General features: G+C 72.3%; 16 protein-coding genes. 9 read left to right on the top strand and 7 right to left on the bottom strand.

Going from position 1 to position 14,221, the window contains the following annotated elements; genetic code table 11:
• From ABZ919_RS20500 to ABZ919_RS20485, 4 genes are all read right to left on the bottom strand, one after another.
• The gene (locus tag ABZ919_RS20500) at positions 1-990 is read right to left on the bottom strand and encodes a serine/threonine-protein kinase (protein WP_361249549.1); all 990 of its coding nucleotides are present in this window, start codon (positions 988-990) and stop codon (positions 1-3) included.
• A complete protein-coding gene (locus ABZ919_RS20495; protein ID WP_361249547.1) occupies positions 990-1,541 on the bottom strand; it encodes a hypothetical protein in 552 nt (183 codons plus the stop codon). Before ABZ919_RS20495 ends, ABZ919_RS20500 begins: the two co-directional genes overlap by 1 nt.
• 65 nt (positions 1,542-1,606) lie before the next feature.
• Complete coding sequence (locus ABZ919_RS20490; protein ID WP_361249545.1) at positions 1,607-3,943, bottom strand: FHA domain-containing protein; 2,337 nt, start codon at positions 3,941-3,943, stop codon at positions 1,607-1,609.
• Positions 3,944-4,004: 61 nt separating this feature from the next.
• Positions 4,005-4,415 carry a hypothetical protein gene (locus ABZ919_RS20485; protein WP_361249543.1) on the bottom strand — a complete coding sequence of 137 codons (411 nt, stop codon included), beginning with the start codon at positions 4,413-4,415 and terminating at the stop codon, positions 4,005-4,007.
• A 314-nt stretch (positions 4,416-4,729) separates the two neighbouring features.
• Here ABZ919_RS20485 and ABZ919_RS20480 point away from each other — a divergent pair, with 314 nt between their 5' ends.
• Together ABZ919_RS20480 and ABZ919_RS20475 are read left to right on the top strand one after the other, a co-directional pair.
• Complete coding sequence (locus ABZ919_RS20480) at positions 4,730-5,113, top strand: nuclear transport factor 2 family protein (protein ID WP_361249540.1); 384 nt, start codon at positions 4,730-4,732, stop codon at positions 5,111-5,113.
• A gap of 99 nt (positions 5,114-5,212) precedes the next feature.
• Entirely contained in the window at positions 5,213-5,497 is a 285-nt protein-coding gene (locus tag ABZ919_RS20475; protein WP_361249538.1) for a DUF1905 domain-containing protein, read from the top strand.
• Positions 5,498-6,202: 705 nt separating this feature from the next.
• On the opposite strand, the gene mgrA is transcribed toward ABZ919_RS20475, so the two are convergent.
• A complete protein-coding gene (gene mgrA / locus ABZ919_RS20470; RefSeq protein ID WP_361249535.1) occupies positions 6,203-7,195 on the bottom strand; it encodes an L-glyceraldehyde 3-phosphate reductase in 993 nt (330 codons plus the stop codon).
• Between the two features lie 142 nt (positions 7,196-7,337).
• Here mgrA and ABZ919_RS20465 point away from each other — a divergent pair, with 142 nt between their 5' ends.
• Entirely contained in the window at positions 7,338-8,219 is an 882-nt protein-coding gene (locus ABZ919_RS20465) for a LysR substrate-binding domain-containing protein (protein WP_361249533.1), read from the top strand.
• Positions 8,220-8,316: 97 nt separating this feature from the next.
• Positions 8,317-8,721, top strand: coding sequence for a hypothetical protein (locus tag ABZ919_RS20460; protein ID WP_361249530.1), 405 nt, complete (start codon positions 8,317-8,319; stop codon positions 8,719-8,721).
• A gap of 22 nt (positions 8,722-8,743) precedes the next feature.
• Here the strand turns inward: ABZ919_RS20460 and ABZ919_RS20455 are convergent, their stop codons facing one another.
• The gene (locus ABZ919_RS20455; protein WP_361249765.1) at positions 8,744-8,914 is read right to left on the bottom strand and encodes a hypothetical protein; all 171 of its coding nucleotides are present in this window, start codon (positions 8,912-8,914) and stop codon (positions 8,744-8,746) included.
• A 118-nt stretch (positions 8,915-9,032) separates the two neighbouring features.
• Here ABZ919_RS20455 and ABZ919_RS20450 point away from each other — a divergent pair, with 118 nt between their 5' ends.
• The 4 genes from ABZ919_RS20450 to ABZ919_RS20435 all read left to right on the top strand — a co-directional run bounded on the left by ABZ919_RS20450 (position 9,033) and on the right by ABZ919_RS20435 (position 11,750).
• Complete coding sequence (locus ABZ919_RS20450; RefSeq protein ID WP_361249527.1) at positions 9,033-10,103, top strand: NADH:flavin oxidoreductase/NADH oxidase; 1,071 nt, start codon at positions 9,033-9,035, stop codon at positions 10,101-10,103.
• Between the two features lie 109 nt (positions 10,104-10,212).
• Positions 10,213-10,548: a TraR/DksA C4-type zinc finger protein gene (locus tag ABZ919_RS20445; RefSeq protein ID WP_361249758.1), complete on the top strand. Its 336-nt coding sequence runs from the start codon at positions 10,213-10,215 to the stop codon at positions 10,546-10,548.
• A gap of 306 nt (positions 10,549-10,854) precedes the next feature.
• Positions 10,855-11,145, top strand: coding sequence for a hypothetical protein (locus ABZ919_RS20440; protein ID WP_361249525.1), 291 nt, complete (start codon positions 10,855-10,857; stop codon positions 11,143-11,145).
• Positions 11,145-11,750: a hypothetical protein gene (locus tag ABZ919_RS20435; protein WP_361249522.1), complete on the top strand. Its 606-nt coding sequence runs from the start codon at positions 11,145-11,147 to the stop codon at positions 11,748-11,750. Before ABZ919_RS20440 ends, ABZ919_RS20435 begins: the two co-directional genes overlap by 1 nt.
• Positions 11,751-11,916: 166 nt before the next feature.
• Here the strand turns inward: ABZ919_RS20435 and ABZ919_RS20430 are convergent, their stop codons facing one another.
• Positions 11,917-13,176, bottom strand: a complete 1,260-nt coding sequence (locus ABZ919_RS20430; protein ID WP_361249520.1) for a SpoIIE family protein phosphatase — start codon at positions 13,174-13,176, stop codon at positions 11,917-11,919.
• Between the two features lie 377 nt (positions 13,177-13,553).
• On the opposite strand from ABZ919_RS20430, the gene ABZ919_RS20425 reads away from it, so the two are divergent.
• The gene (locus tag ABZ919_RS20425; protein WP_361249517.1) at positions 13,554-14,195 is read left to right on the top strand and encodes a carbonic anhydrase; all 642 of its coding nucleotides are present in this window, start codon (positions 13,554-13,556) and stop codon (positions 14,193-14,195) included.
• Positions 14,196-14,221: the final 26 nt, after the last annotated feature.

Here is a 14,221-nt window from a genome sequence, read left to right as displayed (position 1 = left end):
CTAGGACCGGAACACCGGCCCGGCCCACCGCGGAGGGCCCGGTGCCCCGGTCGCCGTGTGATCGGTCTCGGTGCCGCTCTCCGCGGCCGGACGTGCCCCGGCCGTTCCGGCGCCGGGGGTCACGGCGGCCCGCAGGGCGGCGACGAACGCGAGGCAGGTGTCGTAGCGGGCGTCGGGGGCCTTGGCCAACGCCTTGGCGAAGACCGGGTCGACGGCCGGGGGGAGGCCGGGACGGCTCTCGCTCGGCGGGGGCGGATCGTCGTACTGGTGGGCCCACAGCAGGGCCATGTCGTCGTCGCGGAGGAAGGGCGGGTGGCCGGTGAGGACCTCGTGGACGACGCAGGCCAGGCCGTAGACGTCGCAGCGGCCGTCGACCGGACGGCCGGATATCTGCTCGGGGGCCACGTAGTCGAGCGTGCCGACGAACTGTCCGACGCTGGTGAAGCCGGTCAGGGAGAGCGACTTCTTGGTGAGCCCGAAGTCGGTGAGGTACACGTGCTCGGGGTGGTCGCTGTCGATGCCCTCCGCGACCAGGATGTTGCCGGGTTTGACGTCCCGGTGGACCAGACCGTGCTCGTGGGCGGCGTCGAGGGCGGAGGCCACCTGCGCCGCGATCCGCACGGCGTCCGGCGGCGGCAGCGGTCCGCGCAGGTCGAGGAGGTGGCGCAGATCGCTGCCGGAGACGTACCGCATGGCGATGTAGAGCACTCCGTCCGTCTCCCCGGCCTCGAAGACGGGCACGATGTGCGGGTGGTCGATCGCCGCGGCCACCTGGGACTCGTGGGTGAACCGCTTGCGGAAGGTGTCGTTGCGGGCGAGCTCGGGGGCGAGCAGCTTCAGGGCGACCGTGCGGTCCAGGCGCAGGTCGCGGGCGCGGTAGACGACGGCCATGCCGCCGCGCCCGATCTCGCTGTCGATGCGGTAGCTCGCCACCTGTCGGCCGATCAGCTCCGAGGGGCGGCCGGAGAACAGGCCTGCCTCGCGTGCCATCAGCGCTCACCGTCGGGCGCGACCAGTCGGGTCGGCGTGTGCCCGACCTCGTCGTCACCGGTGACGTCACGGTCGGTGGCGTAGGTGGCCAGCCGCCGCCCGTCGCCGTACACCCAGCGCCCCTCCTGCGGGTCGTACAGCCACATGGCCTCCCCGTCGACGACGACCCCGACCCGCAGTCCCCGGGTGCGCTCCTCGAAGTCCTCGCCGTCCAGGTCGCCGGCCGCCAGCTCCTCGACCGCGGACCGGTACTCGGCCAGGGCCTGTTCGGCAAGGGCGAGCAGGGGCCGTGGATCGGCGCTGCCGGCGGGCCCCTCGGCGGCGGGCGGGTCCTCGGGTACGGCGACGAGCCGGCGGCCGTCGACCCAGGCGCCCCAGCCGTTGGAACAGCGGATGTACCCCCAGTCGCCGCGCCGCTCCACGAGCTCGACCGGCAGCAGCGGGTCGAGGGGCACGGTGGGCCGGGCCGGGTCGGGGGCCTCCCAGGCGGGCAGGCCGCCACGCGGCACGACGTGCGTGGGCTGGAATCCGGGGCTGGGCGCTCTTGCCATCGGGCGCCTACTTCCAGGTCTCTGTCATCAAAGCGCCTGCTTCCGCGTCTGTGTCATCGTGCCGCCTACTTCCGCATCACGGCGGGCTCGCGCCGGCGCAGCAGCCGGGTGACCACGAGCCCGTAGCCGATGGAGAGCACCACCAGCATGGCCAGGTCGAGCAGCCATACGCCTGCCGAGTGCCGGAACAGGGGGTCGGTGGTCAGCGGGCCGGGCACGATCCGGGACAGGCCGACCGTGCCGGCCATGGCGCCGAGCGCCCAGCGGGAGGGCACGAGCCAGGACAGCTCCTCGAGGCCGGGCACGCCCTGGAGTTTCAGCAGGGCTCCGCAGAACACGACCTGGACGATGGCGAGCAGCACCAGCAGGGGCATCGTCACCTCCTCCTTGCGCACCAGCGCGGAGACCAGCAGGCCGAGCATCATCGCGGTGAACGCCAGCAGGGCGACGGCGAGGGTGATCTCGGCCAGCGGCGGCAGCAGCACGCCCGTGCCGCCGGGGGCGTTGAGGTCGACGCCGAGGAGGGCGACCAGGGTGAGGACGACGGCCTGGACGACGCTGATCGTCCCGAGCACCACGACCTTGGACATCAGATAGGCCGACCGGGGCAGGCCGACGGCCCGTTCGCGCTGGTAGACGACGCGTTCCTTGACGAGTTCGCGCACCGCGTTGGCCGCGCCGGTCAGCACGGCGCCGACGCACAGGATGAGCAGCGCGTTCATCGCGGTGTCCCGGACGAGCCGGCCGCCCGCCAGGGCGCGGGCCATGGCTCCCATGACGAACGGCAGGGCGATCATGACGACCAGGAAGGTGCGGTCGGCGCTGAGGACGGCCGTGTAGCGGTGGACCAGGGTGCCGAGCTGGGCGCCCCGGCCGCGGGGGCGGGGCGGCGGTGCCGGGGCGACGGGGGCCGGACCGGGGTGCTGGGGCTGGGTGGTGGCCTCGGCGACGTAGTGCCGGTGGAACGGCGACTCGCGGTACTCCCTGGCCCAGTCGCGCTCAGGGTCGCGGTCGAAGGCCTCGAAGGCCTCGGGCCACTGTTCGAAGCCGAAGAAGGGGAGGGCGTCGCCGGGCGTCCCGTAGTAGGCCACCGTGCCGCCCGGCGCCAGGACGAGCAGGCGGTCGCAGACGCCGAGACTGAGGACGCTGTGGGTGACCACGACGACGGTGCGGCCGTCGTCGGCGAGGCCGCGCAGCATGTTCATCACCGACCGGTCCATGCCGGGGTCCAGTCCGGAGGTCGGCTCGTCGAGGAAGAGCAGCGAGGGCTTGGTGAGCAGTTCCAGGGCCACGCTGACCCGCTTGCGCTGTCCGCCGGAGAGGCTGTGCACGGGCTGCCCGGCGCGCTGTTCGAGGCCGAGTTCCCGGATGACCTCGTCCACCCGGGCGCGCCGCTCGGCCGCCGCGGTGTCCTCGGGGAAGCGGAGTTCGGCGGCGTAGGTGAGGGCGGCTCGCACCGTGAGCTGGGGGTGCAGGATGTCGTCCTGCGGGACCAGGCCGATGCGCTGGCGCAGTTCGGCGTAGTCGCGGTAGAGGTCGCGGCCGTCGTACAGGACGGTGCCGCGGTCGGCGGGCCGCTGTCCGGTCAGGGCGTTCAGCAGCGTCGACTTGCCGGCGCCGCTGGGTCCGACCACCGCGAGCAGGCACTTCTCCCCCACGGGGAAGGACACGTGGTCGAGGAGGATCTTGCCGCCGCCGACGGTGACGGTGAGGTCCTGGACGTCGAGGCAGACCTCGCCGGTGTCGACGTACTCCTGGAGTTCGTCGCCGGCCAGGCAGAACGCGGAGTGGCCGATGCCGACGATGTCACCGGGGCCCAGGGGAGCGCGGGTGACGGGCCGGCCGTTGAGGTAGGTGCCGTTGTGGCTGCCGAGGTCGACGATCTCGTACGTGCCGTCGGTGTGGGCGCGCAGTTCGGCGTGGCGGCGGGAGACGATCAGATCGTCGACCACGAGGTCGTTGTCGGCGGCCCGGCCGATGCGGACCGTGCGCGCGGGCAGCGGGCGGACGCTGCTGGGCCGGCGGAAGGTGCCGGTCAGCAGGGGCAGCGACACGGCGGAGGGACGGCCGGGATCGGGCCGGGGGGCGTCGGCGAGGACCGCACGGGGGCCGTCGGTGGGGTTGCCGAAGCGGATCACGCTGCCCGGGCGCACGCCCCACTCGGCGATCCGGCGGCCGTCGGCGTAGGTGCCGTTGGTGCTGTGCTGGTCCGCCAGGGTCCACTGGTCGTGGTCGCAGCGCAGCACGGCGTGGTGCCACGAGACCCGCGCGTCGTCGAGGACGATGTCGCTCAACGGATCGCGTCCGACGTGGTAGTCGTGTCCCGGGCTCATGACCGTGGAGCCCGTGTCCGTCTCCAGGACGAGTTCGGGCGCCGTCGGGGCGACCGGCCGCTCCGCCATGGCCAGAATTCTACCGATTCGCTCACATGTGCGCCCGGCGCGCACGGCCGGTGGACACGTGTCAGGCGACGGGCACGACGAGCGCCGGCAGGGTGCGCTGCATGCGCAGTGCGTCGACGGACTCGGCGAGCAGTTCGTACTCGGTGGTGTCGTCGCTGGCGGCGATCCGCACCAGCCGTCCGCCCGCCAGCTCGTCGGCCACCAGCTCCTGCCGGACGTCGTCGGCGCACCAGGCACGCAGCAGGGCGGGTACGTCGGCGACCGCGTCCGGGACCGGCACCAGCGCGCCCGCCGGGAAGGCGGGGCCCTCGGGGCTCGGGTCCAGGCGCTCGGCGATCCAGGACGCCCGGTCGCGCAGCCACCACAGGGCCAGGGCCAGCGTCGGCGCGCGGTAGGTGCCGAGCGGTACTCCGATGCGCCGGCCGTCGCACATGCCGTACGCCGTGACATGGCACAGGAATTCGTCGTGCACGCCTCACTCCCCCGTCGCTGCGCCGGTGTGCCGGTTCGGTCCTCGCTCTCCGTGCGGCTCCGGTGCGGTGAAGTGCCCCTGATGTTCGAGTATCGCCACTCCCGAAACACTGTCACCATGACTTTCCGGCCAGTCTGTTGGCATATTCACCGCCGGTTCTGGCCGGAACGGACCGGCGCGCGGGGGCGCCGCGGCATGACCAGGCAGGTAATCGACCCGCCCCCGGCCCTCCGGCATGGTGGTCACACCGGATCGGCCAAGCCCCGGATCCGGCTCCGAGCAGCAGTTTCGACCTCGATGGAGGCTGATTCACCATGTCCGCGAACACCGACCGTTACGAGAGTGCCGCCGCCCGTTACTTCGAGGCCTGGAACGCCCCCGAGCCGGAGGCGGTGAAGAAGGCCGTCGCCGCCGCGTGGACCGTGGACGGCGGCTACACCGACCCCCTCGCCGACGTCCGGGGCCACGAGGGCATCGCGGCCGTGATCGCGGCGGCGCACGAGCAGTTCCCGGGGTTCGTCTTCCGCCCGCTGGGCACGGTCGACGGCCACCACGACACCGCGCGCTTCGGCTGGGAGCTGGTGAACGAGGCCGACGGCTCGGCGCCGGTGGCCGGGTCCGACGTCGTCACGCTGGACGAGGAGGGCCGGATCCGGCAGGTGCTGGGCTTCCTGGACCGGGTGCCGGCGGGTGCCTGACACCGCCCGGCCCCGATGAGTCCCGCCGCGCGCGGGGGTCTGTCCCGGCGAACGATTGCCCGACGGAGCGCCGCGCGCGGCGGAACACGGAGGAACACCATGCACAAGAGCGGTCCGGTGGATGTGGAGTTCACCGCGGTCCTGGAGAGGAGCCGGCAAAACGGTGGCTGGACGTACGTGGTCTGGCCGCGCTCGGCCGCGTTCTTCGGCACCCGTGGCCTGGTGAAGGTGCGCGGCACGGTCGACGGGCACCCGTTCCGGAGTTCCTTCATGGCCCTCGGCGACGGCAGGCACAAGCTGCCCGTGAAGGCCGACGTCCGCAAGGCGATCGGCAAGCAGGAGGGCGACACGGTGACCGTGCGCCTGGCGGAACGGCTCGACTGACGGCGGTCTCCCGGTGGCCGCGGGGTGCCGTCCCGACGGTGCGAGGCGTTGCTCAAGGACCTCACCGAGCCGTATCCGACCGAGCGGCCCGGTGCCGCCACCGGGACGGAGTCCTGCCGCAGGGCTCGGGCGGCCAGGCACGTGCGCCCAGGCGTGCGGACAGGTCAGCGGCGGCACACCCGCCGCCTCCCGGAAGCACACGGCGAAGGTGCTCCGCGACAGCGCGGCGGGCCACGCCAGTTCCTCCGGGGGCCAAGGGTGCGCCGGCTCGGCATGCATCGGGCACAGGGCCGGAACCGGGCGCTCGCCGGCCGCACTGGACCGGCGCGGCCGGTCGGAGGACGTGCGGCCTTCGCCGTCCAGCCCGGCCGGATCATCGACACCGGCCTGGTCCAGCATCTCACCGAGGAAGCCCTGCGGGCGGCTGGCCATCGACGGGCGGGGCCGCCCGGTACGCGACCCCCGCGGGGCAGCAGAGGACCGTGGCGCAGGGAGCGGCGACCAGCGCGGTGCGCCACCAGCCCGAGGCCGCACGCACCGGGCGGCGTCCACCGCGAGGACTGCGCCATCAGTCCCCCTGGCCCCCGGCGGCGAGACCGAGTGGCGGGCCGTGTCCGGGCTGCCCGGTGTGCTGCCGTACGCCGTCGCCCCGGAGGCGCCGGCCCCGCCCCCGGGAGGTCGAGCGGCTCCCGGCCTGATCAGGGCCTACGGCCTGACGATCGCGTCGATCCGCGCCAGTTCCCCGGCGTCGAAGTCCAGGTTGCGGATGGTGCCGACGCTGTCCTCCAGCTGCTGCGGGCTGCTCGCGCCGACCAGTGCCGAGGTGACCCGGCCACCGCGCAGCACCCAGGCCAGGGCCAGCTGGGCAAGGGTCTGCCCGCGGGACCTGGCGATCTCGTCCAGGGAGCGCAGCCGGGCGACGAGGTCCTCGGTGACCGCGTCCGAGTTCAGGAAGGGGCTGTCGCTCGCGGCGCGGGAGCCCTCCGGGATGCCGTCGAGGTAGCGGCCGGTGAGCAGGCCCTGCTCCAGCGGGGAGTAGACGATGGAGCCGACCTGGAGCTCGTCCAGGGCATCGAGCAGGCCCTCGTCCTCGGGGCGCCGGTCGAGCATCGAGTAGCGCGGCTGGTGGATGAGGAGCGGGGTGCCGAGGCCGGCGAGGATCCGGGCGGCCTCGCGGGTCTGCTCCGCAGAGTAGTTGGAGACACCGACGTACAGCGCCTTGCCCTGCTGCACGGCCGAGTGCAGCGCGCCCATCGTCTCCTCCAGCGGAGTGTCCGGGTCGGGACGGTGCGAGTAGAAGATGTCGACGTGGTCCAGGCCCATGCGCGTCAGGCTCTGGTCGAGCGAGGACAGCAGGTACTTGCGCGAGCCCCATTCGCCGTACGGGCCGGGCCACATCAGGTATCCGGCCTTCGTGGAGATGACCAGCTCGTCGCGGTACGGCGCGAAGTCGGCCTTCAGGGCCTCGCCGAGCGCGGACTCGGCGGCGCCGGGCGGCGGGCCGTAGTTGTTGGCGAGGTCGAAGTGGGTGACGCCGAGGTCGAAGGCACGGCGCAGGATGGCCCGCTGGGTCTCGGCGGGCCGGTCCGGGCCGAAGTTGTGCCACAGACCGAGGGACAGCGCGGGGAGCTTCAGTCCGCTGCGTCCGGTGCGCCGGTGGGGCATCTCGGCGTAACGGTCGGGGTGTGCGGTGTACAACGCGACTCCAGAGGGGTTGGCACACGGTGTTCCCGGCTCCCGGGAGCCTTCGGCTCCTGGGGCCGCTTCCACTCTTCCCCGCCCGGCGGGCAGCGGTCCAACAGGAGAATCCGATGCAATTCAGCGGCTAGGCTTCTCAATCATGGAACTGCGCCATCTCCAGCACTTCGTCGCCGTCGCCGAGGACCAGCACTTCACCCGGGCCGCCGAACGCCTCATGGTGTCCCAGTCGGGCCTGTCGGCGTCCATCCGGGCGCTGGAGCGGGAGCTGCGGGCACCGCTCTTCGTGCGTACGACCCGTCGGGTGACGCTGACCGAGGCGGGGCGGGCGCTGCTGGTGGAGGCCGAGCGCATCCTGGCGCAGGTGCGCTCCGCGCACGAGGCGGTCGCGGCGGTGCAGGGCGTGCTCCGCGGCACGCTGGCGCTGGGCACCGAGCAGTGCATCGCAGGGGTGCACGTGGCCCGGCTGCTGGCCGCCTTCCGGGGCCGGCATCCGGACGTGGAGATCCGGCTGCGGCAGGCGGGTTCCGGCGCGCTGGCCGAGGAGGTCGGGGCCGGACGGCTCGACCTCGCCTTCGCCTACCGCACCCAGGCGGACAGCGACCAGTTGCGGTCGGTGTCGCTGACGAGCGAGCCGATGACCGTTCTGTGCCATCCCGGCCACCGGCTGGCCTCGGCCGGCGCGGTGCTGACGCCGGAGGATCTGGCCGGTGAGGTCTTCGTGGACTTCCATCCGGACTGGGGCCCGCGCCGCACCACCGACGCCGCGTTCGCCGCGGCAGGCGTCCGGCGCACCGTCGCGCTGGAGGTCAACGACGTGCACAGCCTGCTGGACCTGGTGGACGAGAACCTCGGGATCGCGGTCGTACCCCGGCACTTCCGGCACAAGCGGCCCTCCCTGACGGCGCTGCCGATCAAGGGCACGAGCGAGACCGAGTACGAGACGGTCGCCCTGCTGCCGCCGGAGCGGTCCACCAGTCCCGCCGCACGCGCACTCGTCACGCTCCTCGCAACCGGGGCCTGACGCCACCCCAGGACGGTCCCCGGGCCCCCTGATCCCGGGCGCCGTCCGCCGCAGACTCGGAGCCGTCGGTCACCCACGACGGTCAGGAGTGCACACGATGGCGGAACACACACGGCGGACCGTGCTGCGCGGCACGGCCGGTCCCGCCGCGGCGGCCACGCTCGCCGGAACGAGGACGCCCCGGGCGGCGGCACGCACCCGCAAGGAGGTGACGGGACGTCATTTCCCGTTTCTGCAGGGGGCGTTCGCACCCGTCACCGAAGAACTGACGGCCTTCGACCTGCCGGTCACCGGCCGTGTCCCGCGCGCCGGCCCCGGCCGGGGCGGCCAGCGTGTTGCCCGTGTGCCGCAGATCATGGAAATGCAGCTCGCCCGAGACACCCGCAGCCTTCCGGACTCGGACGGGGGCCGGGTCGGTCGGCGCGTGGGTGTGGTCGGCCGGCGGGGGGCTGTCCGAGTACTTGGCAGGAACACCGCGCCCTCCCCTTATCTACTCGTCTAGGTGTGTGGACCGTTACGACGGCTCACTCCGGGACCGTGCCGGACTCGACAGGGGGCAGGAAGGTGTGCGAGAGCCAGAAGCCGAAGAGGGCGATCAGGACGACGACCCGGGTGCGCACGCGACCACGGCACGGGACCCCCACGTGCCCGGACATCCGCGCGGGTGAGCACGCCTGGCCGGTGGTGTGTGCCATGAGCGGCCGGGTACTCGGGGGTGCACCCCCCGTGCGGGGCGCCCCGCAGGAACCCCGGCCGTCACGGCTCGACGGCTGCGAGGCACCCGGCATCCCACATCCTCCTGCGAGGCCGCCGATGAGCCGTCTCTTCTCGCCGCTCACCCTCCGCGGCACGACCTTCCCGAACCGGGCCTGGGTGGCCCCCATGTGCCAGTACAGCTCGGTCGAGGGCTATCCGCAGGACTGGCATCTGGTCCATCTCGGCTCCCTGGCACGCGGCGGGTCCGGCCTGGTCATGCAGGAGGCCACGGCAGTGGAACCTGAGGGCCGGATCACCCCTTCCGACGCCGGCATCTGGGATGACGGGCAGGCCGCCGCGTACAAGCGGATCACCGACTTCGTCCACGGGCAGGGAGCCATTGCCGGCATCCAGATCTCCCATGCCGGCCGCAAGGCGTCGACGGCACCGCCCTGGGAGGGTGACGTGTACGTCGAACCGGAGGCCGGAGGATGGCAGACGGTCGCACCGTCACCGCTGCCATTCGGCGACTGGCCGGCCCCGCGGGAGCTCGGCGCGGACGACATCCGCGCTCTGGTGCGGGCCTTCGGCGAGGCCGCCGCGCGGGTGCTGTCCGCCGGCTTCGAGGTCCTGGAGATCCACGCCGCGCACGGCTATCTGCTGCACCAGTTCCTGTCACCGCTGTCCAACCACCGCAGCGACGAGTACGGAGGCGATCTCGACGGGCGCAGCCGTTTCCTGGTCCAGGTCACCGACGCCGTACGGGCGCAGTGGCCGGAGGACCGCCCGCTGTTCGTACGCTTCTCGGCCACGGACTGGGCCGACGGCGGCTGGACCCCGGAGGAGACGGTCGAGCTGTCGCGGCACCTGGTGGCCCATGGCGTCGATCTGGTGGACATCACCAGCGGCGGGCTCGTCCACAACGCCCGTATCGAAGTGGAGCCCGGCTACCAGGTGCCCTTCGCCCGAACCGTCCGCGAAGGCGCGGCCCTGCCCGTCTCCGCGGTCGGCCTGATCACCGCACCGGAGCAGGCCGACCAGATCCTCGTGGACCGCTCGGCCGACGCGATCATGCTCGCGCGCGAACTGCTGCGCAACCCGGCCTGGCCGCTCCGCGCGGCTCACGTGCTCGGTGACGACGTCCCGTGGCCGAAGCAGTACCAGCGTGGCCGCCCACGTCATCGCTGAGGCCGTCGTCGCCCGAGCACCCGGGAATTCGGCACAAGACAATGAGGTTTCCTCCGATATAAGCGATCAATGCATCAATGCCGCTTTTCCCCCACCCCGGGGCGAGTCGATGCGGGCGTTGCTCGCGGCCGACCGTGTCGGCACACTGCAGCAGATATCCGCCCTCAGCCGTGAGTTCGAAGGGATCGTCGAGGCGAACGCAATGGTTGCCATTGACGACGAGCACGACCCGGAGGGGGCGAGCACGGCCTTCGAGCGGGCGCACGTCGCCGCCCTGTTGTCCCAGGCGCGCGAGCATCTGAACGATCTCGATCGCGCCCTGGAACGGTTGGAGAGAGGTGACTACGGGCGCTGCGAGCAATGCGGTGAGCCGATCCCGACGGAGCGCCTCGAAGTTCGCCCGGCGGCGAAAACCTGCGTGCGCTGCGCGTCCGTAGCTCGTTGAAGGCTGCACAGTCGAGGGCGCGACATGTCGTCCCGCCCCGACGCGGCGTGCGGGCAGATGCCGAGTTCCTCCGTCGGCGGTCGTTCATCATCTGACCTTCACCCGGCTTGATCAGGAGAAGACACGGCCTGGCTCATCGGATACCGCCACCCGCACCGCCGCTACGAACGCAAGGCCGACCGCCTCCTCGCTTACACGAGCATCGCCTGCGAGGCCCGGAGTCGATCACCTTTCCGCAGGTCGCGATTCGCAGAATTCCTCTCAAAACCTGCATGGCGTGCGAGACACTTCTGACAGCCTTCCGGGGTGGATCTGACGCCCGATCAAGCCACAATCGCGGTAGAACGAAACGACTGTCCGAAGTGTCAAGCCGCGGCCGGCAGCCCCTGCCGCACTTGCGGCCGGAGATGCGCGACGAAATACCACACTGCCCGCTTCATCCTCGTCCCCGCGCTCCGCGAGGAACTCGACGTCCTCGTCCCCGAGGACCGCGGGCCGGGACGGCCGTGGAAGCCGGGCCCGCCCGCCTCCCCCGACCAGGAGGTCATCCTCACCGTCCACGAGCTCAAGCGCCTCGCCCGCAACGCCGCCGAGTGATGACCCTGTCCGGCCAACTCCAGGCCGCCGGCGTCCGGCTCGAACTCCTCACCGGCCCGCTCAGCGGCATCTACGACTCCCACGGCATGGGCGCGATGTTCTTCGCAGTCCTGGCCGCCGCCCTGCAGATCGAGTGCAACTACATCCGCCGCAAGCCCCTGGACGGCCAGCACGCCGCCGCGGCCAAGGGCAACCACGGTGGTCTGCCGAAGGTCATCGACGACGACACGCTCCTCTTCGCCCGCGCGTTGAAGGACCGCGGCGTCCCCGTCCCGGAGATCTCGAAGAAGCTGACCATCAAGACGGGCAAGAACGCAGGCCAGCATCCCTCGGTGGCCTCGGTCCACCGCGCGCTCGCCGAAACCGAGGCGAGCGAGGCACCGGCCGGGCCGGAGATCATTCCTCCGCGCCGGCCGATGCGGGTGGACCTCACCGGTCCCGGCAGCGGCACCGGCCCCGGGCTGATGGAACGCCTCACCCGGCAGGTCCTCGGCCCCGCCACCAGCGCAGTGGCGGACACGCTCGTTGAACAGACCGAGGACGAAACGGACGACGTCGTGGCGGCACCGCTGGCGCGGGCCCGGTACGGAGGGGAGGCCTCGTGATCCCAATGCCGCGCCCGCAGGAAGGGGTCCCGGCGTCCTCGGAGCTTGGGGCCCTGGCCGGGTCGGGCCGTTCGGCCGTCGGCCGAGCCTGTCGAAAAACGGGCGGCCTGCGCCCACGAGCGCCGTCGCGGCCCGCCAGCGGAGAGGATTCAGGGCGGCGCCCCGGTCAGGACGGCCGGGTCATGCCGTTCAGGCGGACGACGACCATGGCGATGTCATCGCCTGCCCCGCCGGTGAGGTGGAGGCGGGCGAGGAGGGCGTCGGCGAGGTGTTCCGGGCCGAAGTCGGTGCAGGTGGCGAGGGTGGACATCAGGCGGGTCAGGCCGGTGTCGATGTCCTCATCGCGGCGTTCGATCAAGCCGTCGGTGTAGAGGACGAGGGTGTCGCCCGGGCGGTACGTCGCGTTGGCCTGGGGGCGGGGGACGTGTTCGGGGCGGGCGCCCAGGGGTGGGTCGGTGGCCTGGTCGAGCAGGTCGCAGGTGCCGTCAGGGTGCAGCAGGACAGGCGGGGGGTGGCCTGCGCTGCTGTAGATGAGCAGGTGGTTGTGGCAGTCGACGAGGACCTGGACGGCGGTGGCGGCCAGGGCTCCCTCGACCGAGCGGGCGTACAGCCCGAGGGCCTCCAGGGCTTGGGCGGGGCCGTGGACGGTGCGGGTGGTGGCGCTCAGCGCGCTGCGGAGCATGCCCATGACAGTGGCGGCCATCAGCCCGTGGCCGACGACGTCACCGACCGCGACGGCGAAGCGGTCCCCGGGCAGGTCGACCGTGTCGTACCAGTCGCCGCACACGTTCAGTGCTCCCACTGCGGGCAGGTAGCGCACCGCGACGTCCCGGTGCCCGGCCAGGTCCGGGGCGTGCAGCATGGCCTCCTGCAGGGCGACGGCTATCCGTCGTTCACGGGCGTGGGCCTGCCGCAGTTCCTCGTTCAGCTGCTGCAACTGCCGCGCCCGGGCGTACAGCTCAGCCTCCATGGCGGCTTCCCGGCCGGGGCTGACCGACGGCAGGTACGCCGCGCGGCGGGCGCGGACGACGTCGGTCATGTCCTCGGACCGGTGGATGATCCAGGCGACCTGCCCGTCCGCCCCCAGGACGGGCACATTGATCGCGGACCACCAGCGCTCCTTGAACACCCCGGGGCTGCCGGCGACCGGGATGTCGTACTTCTGCAACGCCATGTGATCGGTCTGGCCGCTGGACAGAACCCTGTGCAGGGACGCTTTCAGCGTCGCTACTCCGTCGGCCTCCGGATCGGCGGGGTTGTCCGGGAAGGCGTCGAAGAGGTAGTGCCCGAGCAACTCGGCCCGGTCGCGTCCGGTCACCTCGCAGAACGCCGGGTTGGCATCAATGATCACCAGGTCCGTGCCGAGCGCCAGGCACGGACTCGGAAGGGCGGCGAACAGCGCCACGTAGTCGATCTGCGGTGTCACACGCGTTCCAGCCAGTCGATCCCTCCTTCAATGTACGAAGTGCCCAGCTCCCGCGCCCGCCGAGCCCGCTCATGGCGGCAGGTGGCCGCTGCGCACCGCTCAGCCTGCGTACACCCCGGCCTGGGCCGCCTCGTTGGGTGATGCGTGAAGACGGACAGCGAACGACGGTTTCACGGCCGCGGTGACATCTTCGTCCCGCTCCACGCAGGGGCCTGCTCCTACGGGGTTGCCCGCTCCGCCACGGGCCGCGGATCCAGACCGGAGCCGACATCGCCCGGCGCCGGGGCATCTGGACGGTGCGGAGCAGCGACGCGCCCGGCTCGGGCACGGGCGGACCTGGCGGCTCGACGCCGCGGGGCGGACCTTAGGCTTCAGCCATGAACGAGATCCAGGCCGCAACCCCCCGTGAAGCCTTCGACCTGCTGATGGCCGGCAACCAGCGATTCGTCGCGGGAATCCCCGAGCACCCGAACCAGGACGCCGCCCGGCGCACCGAGCTCGCCGCGTCCCAGCGTCCGTTCACCGTGCTGTTCGGATGCTCCGACTCCCGCCTGGCCGCCGAGATCATCTTCGACCGCGGACTGGGCGATCTGTTCGTGGTGCGCACTGCCGGCCACGTCATGGGACCGGAGGTGATCGGCAGCATCGAGTACGGCGTCGACATACTGAACTGTCCCCTGGTTGTGGTCCTGGGCCATGAGGCGTGCGGTGCCGTCGGCGCCGCATGCGCCGCCCTGGAGGACGGGGTGGCCCCGGCCGGCTACGTGCGCGACGTCGTCGAGCGGGTGACGCCCAGCGTGCTCTCGGCCCGGGCCGCCGGCCGCGTGGAGGGCGAGGAGATCCTGGACGAGCACATCCGGCACACCGTCGACCTGCTGCTGGACCGCTCCCGGCTGCTCGCCGAGAAGGTGGCCGCCGGACAGGCAGCCGTCGTGGGCCTGTGCTACGGCCTGGCCGACGGCACTGCACGCCTCGTCGCGACCCGCGGCCTCGACGCACCCGTCACCACGGCATCGTGACCGCCGCAGCGCCCACAGCATCCGAG

Source organism: Streptomyces sp. NPDC046759 (genome assembly GCF_040645475.1).
Lineage (GTDB): Bacteria > Actinomycetota > Actinomycetes > Streptomycetales > Streptomycetaceae > Streptomyces.
This window is presented reverse-complemented; position numbering and strand designations above follow the sequence as displayed.

Bases quoted from the DNA above. Each gene is read 5' to 3' on its own strand.
- ABZ919_RS20500 (WP_361249549.1), bottom strand. From the start codon at position 990: ATGGCACGCGAGGCAGGCCTGTTCTCCGGCCGCCCCTCGGAGCTGATC.
- ABZ919_RS20495 (WP_361249547.1), bottom strand. From the start codon at position 1,541: ATGGCAAGAGCGCCCAGCCCCGGATTCCAGCCCACGCACGTCGTGCCG.
- ABZ919_RS20490 (WP_361249545.1), bottom strand. From the start codon at position 3,943: ATGGCGGAGCGGCCGGTCGCCCCGACGGCGCCCGAACTCGTCCTGGAG.
- ABZ919_RS20480 (WP_361249540.1), top strand. From the start codon at position 4,730: ATGTCCGCGAACACCGACCGTTACGAGAGTGCCGCCGCCCGTTACTTC.
- ABZ919_RS20475 (WP_361249538.1), top strand. From the start codon at position 5,213: ATGCACAAGAGCGGTCCGGTGGATGTGGAGTTCACCGCGGTCCTGGAG.
- ABZ919_RS20465 (WP_361249533.1), top strand. From the start codon at position 7,338: ATGGAACTGCGCCATCTCCAGCACTTCGTCGCCGTCGCCGAGGACCAG.
- ABZ919_RS20460 (WP_361249530.1), top strand. From the start codon at position 8,317: ATGGCGGAACACACACGGCGGACCGTGCTGCGCGGCACGGCCGGTCCC.
- ABZ919_RS20455 (WP_361249765.1), bottom strand. From the start codon at position 8,914: ATGGCACACACCACCGGCCAGGCGTGCTCACCCGCGCGGATGTCCGGG.
- ABZ919_RS20450 (WP_361249527.1), top strand. From the start codon at position 9,033: ATGAGCCGTCTCTTCTCGCCGCTCACCCTCCGCGGCACGACCTTCCCG.
- ABZ919_RS20445 (WP_361249758.1), top strand. From the start codon at position 10,213: ATGCGGGCGTTGCTCGCGGCCGACCGTGTCGGCACACTGCAGCAGATA.
- ABZ919_RS20435 (WP_361249522.1), top strand. From the start codon at position 11,145: ATGACCCTGTCCGGCCAACTCCAGGCCGCCGGCGTCCGGCTCGAACTC.
- ABZ919_RS20425 (WP_361249517.1), top strand. From the start codon at position 13,554: ATGAACGAGATCCAGGCCGCAACCCCCCGTGAAGCCTTCGACCTGCTG.